Origin of the sequence: Shewanella profunda, assembly GCF_023283765.1 — a bacterium.
GTDB lineage: Bacteria > Pseudomonadota > Gammaproteobacteria > Enterobacterales > Shewanellaceae > Shewanella > Shewanella profunda.
Genome location: NZ_JAKILG010000085.1, coordinates 1 through 5,230, shown reverse-complemented (window position 1 = coordinate 5,230; position 5,230 = coordinate 1). Strand labels below are relative to the sequence as shown.

Here is a 5,230-nt window from a genome sequence, read left to right as displayed (position 1 = left end):
TGTAGCGTATTTCCCCAATACCAGTCCTGCTCCCTATGGCACTCATTATGGCGGTTATATTATACGTAACTATGGTTCCGGAACGGGGAATTCATACGCTGATTATAATTCTGTCGATTACCTACAATCAGTCACCGATGGCCTAGGTAACAGTAGCGAATGGCGTTACCGTCCGCTATCTACTGGTGAATCTAGTGCAGGTCAGTCCAAACTCTATACCACCGACCATAATGAAGTCGGCTCCGGCTATGTGCATTTCGCCTCCAGTATGTACGTAGTTCAGTCTTTTAAGCAAAGTAACGGTCAGAGTGGCGAAAATGAAACCCAATATGCCTATAAAGGCGCGATGTATAACCTGCAAGGACGTGGCTTTACCGGATTTAATCAAATCTGGGAAAAGGATATGCAACGGGATAAGACAGTGCATAGTCTCTTCAAGCAGAAGTTCCCTGAGGTGGGACTGCTAACTGAACAAACGGTTAGCGTGGGCTCGACTACCGTTAACCAGGTCACTAACACTTGGGCGGATAACCCGCAGCACTCGATTAATAAAGTATTCCACACTATTCAAACCCGTTCGCTACAGCAAAGCTGGGACTTACAGGGCACGCCTTTATCAACACAAGAAGTGCAAGTAAGTGCCAGTGACGTAGATGCATGGGGCAATATTAAAAAGCAAACTCAATCGGTTACAGATTACATTAAGGGTCAGGCGAATACCTATACCAGTGTGACGGAAACTGGTTATGTGCCCGATATTAATAATTGGTGGCTCAATAAGTTCAATTCGATAAAGACGAGCCACAGTACTGCGCTGCGCAACTGGGGAGATGACCCCGTCGGCACGATGGATAAGGCGCAGTGGCAATTGCAAACGGTCAATACCTGGAATAGCAATCATAAGTTACCCACTAAAGTGACTTATACCGGCAGTAATAGTAGTTGCAATCGCGTCGAAGAAACCGAACTAAACAGTTACGGTCTGCCACTGTGGACCAAAACCACAGGGCAAAGCAGTTCGTGTATTGCCTTGGCGGCAAGGCAAACAAGCTTTACCTACACCAAAGACGGCACAACTCAGGCCGACGATGGTTATCTGCCTTACAAAGTCACCAATGCCAAGGGGCATATCACCACCACCGAATACGATATGGGGCTAGGACTCCCCACCAAAGTGATAGCGCCCAACAATATCATCACTCAAACCGAGTACGACGGTATCGGTCGTCCGGTGCAAGTCAAACAGACGGGCAGTCCAACCCGCTATTTGCGCTATTTGCTCGCCGATGAGGGGAATAACCCACCGCAGGATAACGATAACCTGCCGGTGGTGATGACCCGCACCAGCGGCGCAGGTATGCCTGAAACTGAGCAGTATTTTGACGGTCAAGGTCGTTTACTGCGCACCGCAACCCAAGGCTTTGATGGTGGCTATCAATACCAAGACAAGTATTATGATGCACTTGGACGCTTAACCCGTGAATCGACGCCCTATGGCAATGGCACGGTGGCAGACTATACCGAGTTCAGCGATTTTGATGCACTCGATAGACCCAGCAGACGCACAATTCCTAATGGGCGCTCCGGTGGGCTGGAGTCCATATACACCTATAACGGGTTAACAACGGATATCAATGTCGAAGGACGCTTGATGTCGCGCACCTATGGCAGTCAAGGCTGGCTGTATGAAACGGTGGATGCTGGCACTTCAAATCAGGAGCCTGGCACTAACCGCTTTGCCTACGATAGTGCAGGTAGACCGTTAGTTATCCGCGATGCCAACAATAGTGATATCAAGGCGACTTACAACGGCTTTGGTCATAAAACCCAAGTGATAGACCCTAACCAAGGCACCACAGTCTTTGGTTATAACAGCTTAGGCGAGCTCGATAAGCAAAACGATGCCAATGGCGTGCTGCAAACCACTGTGCTCGATGTGCTGGGGCGTATCACTAGCAAAACTACCACCGGCGGCAGCGCCCCGGGCACCGCTACCTTTGTTTGGGATACCCTCAAACAAGGCCTGCTGACCTCTGAAACCGAAAACGGTGTGACCCGCACCTACGGCTATACGGCTGCACTGCAACTGGCACAAACCACAGTGACGGTCGATGGAGTGGCGCGCACAGTCAAACATCAGTACGATGGCTTCTACGGTCGCCCTAAGGCCTTGGAATACCCCAATGGCTTAACCCTTAAATACGGTTATAACGATTACGGTTATCTGGAGCAGACCAGTAATGCTGCCTCTGGCTACCTGTATCGTCACATCACTGCCATGGATGAAGCAGGCCATATCACAGGGGCCAACTTAGCTAATAGAGTCATGTCTGAATCGCGGGAGTATTACAGCGAAGGCACTATGGCGAGTGTCGAAGTAGATGGCCCGCTGGGGCGGATTCATGCCCACTACTACGACGGTTACGATGACTTCATGAACCTCATCAGTGAGCGTAATGGCGTCACTGGGCTGAGTAAAAGCTATCGTTATGACACGCTGAATCGACTAGAAAGCTACAGTTTCAGCAATACCAACCCTACCTTCAGCGCCACGGTCAACTATGCCTATGACAAGGTCGGCAACTTCCTTAAGAAAACCGATTACAGCACCAATGCGGCCAATGCCTATCGCTATGGCGGCAGCGCCTGCGCTGCTAATAGCAACGCAGGCCCCAATGCCGTGTGTCAGCTGACTAAACTCAATGGCACCACAGTCAGTTTTCAATACGATAAGCGCGGCAACCTGCGGGTCGGCGATGGCCTAACTATGACCTACAACGCCATGGATAAACCCTTGAGCGTCTCGGGCCGCGGCGCCACCACTAGCTTTGTCTATGGCAGCGACAGTATGCGCGCCAAGCAAAGCCGCACCGTTGGCAGCACAACGACAACCACTTATTATGTTGATAAGTACTATGAAGCAGACAGTGATGGTAGCTGGCGTGCTTACTTAGATGATATTGCGGTACTCAGTTATACCTCACAGCGTGGTCATTTGTTGCAATTTACCCTCAAGGATAGATTGGGCAGCGCCACTACTCTAGCGGACCAAAATGGCAATATCGTTAGTCAGCGCTACTTTGACCCCTTTGGTCGCACTACCGACCTTGGGATTAACCATAAGCTGGATATCCAAAATAAAAACACGGTACTCTCACAGCTACAGGATTTAGCGATCACTAATAAGAACCGCCGTGGTTTTACCGACCATGAGCATTTGAATGAGCAGCAGTTAATTCATATGAACGGCCGGATTTACGACTATAACCTTGGTCGGTTTATGAGTGTGGACCCGTTAATTCAGAGTCCCACCTCGACCCAGAGCATTAACCCCTATTCGTACATAATGAACAACCCGCTGGCGGGCACAGATCCGACCGGGTATTGCTCTACTGGGACGCACATCAAAGGTAAAGATGTGGCAGGATGCTCAGTTGTCTTTGATGCTGGCAGCGGTGGTTCTGGGAAGAAAAAATCAGAAGCCAAAGTGACCAGCAATGGTGGAAATAACTACACCGCGAGTTTCCAGCTAGACAAGAAAACCACTTTAGAAGTTGACTTTAAAATCAATAATGTCGGTAGCCAAGGTGCGATTGCATCTGGGAGCGGTGTTGGCGGTTATAGTGATGACCATTTAGCTAAGTTGGGTTTTGCGCCTGGGACGAGATTCTTTAATGATATGGGCGATCCATATCTGCCTTTGGGCATGACATATGAACAACATCAACAGGCTATGTATAATGCTTCGGGGATTGCAGCGGTTGGATTAACCTTCTTTATACCTGGACCTGAGGATATACTTCTTGGCGTATATATAGCGAGCCGAGGTGCGGAACTAACGGCTAAGGCTGTTAGTTTAGCGAGAGGAGCTGATGTAGTTGAAGATGTTACAAAGGGCGGCACAGAGATCGTTCAGCGTTGGATGTCAAAAGCAGAATTAAAGGCAACTCAAGAAACTGGTCTATTACGTGGTGGCCGTGACGGAACTCATTATGTTACTGATTCCGCAAATTCAAATGCCCTCCGGGCACGTCAACGATCAGCACTTCCTCAAACACCAGAAGTCAAAGTTACGCTAGAGGTACCAGCAGGAAAATTCTCCCCACCATCTAGGGTAGAACCTGCATTCAATATGCCTGGAAGAGGAATGGAGCGAACAGCAACAGGAAATATTCCGGTAACAATTAAGAGGGTTCAATAATGTCTAGTTCATTAATTGGTCAAAAAGTAATTATTCGTAATAATGATTTTTCCTCACAAGACCTGAATGCCTCTATCATTATAATTAATGAGGATAAGAAAACCGTCTTGCTGGAACTAGAGGAACCCCTGAAAAATACAAATACGACGTACCGATATGTTGTTGCATCACCAAGATTGTCAAAAGATGATCTTGGTGTATTAGATACGACTGGCATTTTGGGGTGTTCTGTAACATGGGTACCGAATGACAAATATGATCCTAGCAGCCCTATGGATTTGAGTTGGTGGAGAGGTGGGGCTGCTACTATTACGGATTTGTGTATTAATTAGTTGTTACAAAGAGTGGAGTGCAAATAAATCGAGCGAAGAGATAGGACACAACACTTTTGTCAATCAGCCCCATTTCCTTGGGGCTTTTTATTGCCTAAAACTGAGCAATTTGACCAGCGGCCTGGGCAGTTGTGACCAGTAGAAGTGGGCAGTCTGTAACAGCCGTGTGCGCGATTGGGTGCAGCGCCACCATCTGGCGGCTCTGGAGAAAATGATCGCTTCTGCTGTTTATGGGTGATCACTTCTACTGCTGTGGAGTGCTCAAGCTGCTGTTAGTGCTGCCCATATGAACATTTGATGATCCATCGTTTCAGATCATGCAAGGAAGTTGGATGATTGTCTGCTTGGTAAAGGATATTGATAAGTGGCTGAATTTCTGTGTGGCAAATAAAGTTATAAAATCTTATCTGTCCCTCTTTGGAATCGGAAACCAGTCTTATCTGGATGGCCCGTTCACACAACTCTTGGTAGAGTGACAAGGCTGAACGAATATCAAGGGCTTCCTCTGATATTAACCGCATTGGGAGAAAATCTCTGGTCCCGTTTGGTGCTACATACGAACTGAAAAAGTGAATTGGATTGAAGGAAGAATTGATATAAAGGGGCCTGAACTGCTCATTCATATAGAAGTGAAACTCTTCTACTATCGCCGAAAAAGGGGTTGTTAGCCCTATTTTGATTAGATATTTAAGTGCCG

The 5,230-nt window shown here is 47.8% G+C and carries 3 protein-coding genes; 2 read left to right on the top strand and 1 reads right to left on the bottom strand.

Translation table 11 applies throughout. The features are described 5' to 3' along the window. On the top strand, window positions 1-4,201 hold a 4,201-nt coding region (locus L2744_RS21135), incomplete at its 5' end, for an RHS repeat domain-containing protein (protein WP_283104063.1). Beyond that, the gene (locus L2744_RS21130; protein WP_248993724.1) at window positions 4,201-4,533 is read left to right on the top strand and encodes a hypothetical protein; all 333 of its coding nucleotides are present in this window, start codon (window positions 4,201-4,203) and stop codon (window positions 4,531-4,533) included. The genes L2744_RS21135 and L2744_RS21130, both read left to right, overlap by 1 nt. Before the next feature lie 272 nt (window positions 4,534-4,805). Here the strand turns inward: L2744_RS21130 and L2744_RS21125 are convergent. After that, on the bottom strand, window positions 4,806-5,230 hold a 425-nt coding region (locus tag L2744_RS21125; protein WP_248993723.1), incomplete at its 5' end, for a hypothetical protein.

What these genes read in the sequence shown, in the direction of transcription:
- L2744_RS21130 (WP_248993724.1), top strand. Translation starts at nt 4,201, where the DNA reads ATGTCTAGTTCATTAATTGGTCAAAAAGTAATTATTCGTAATAATGAT.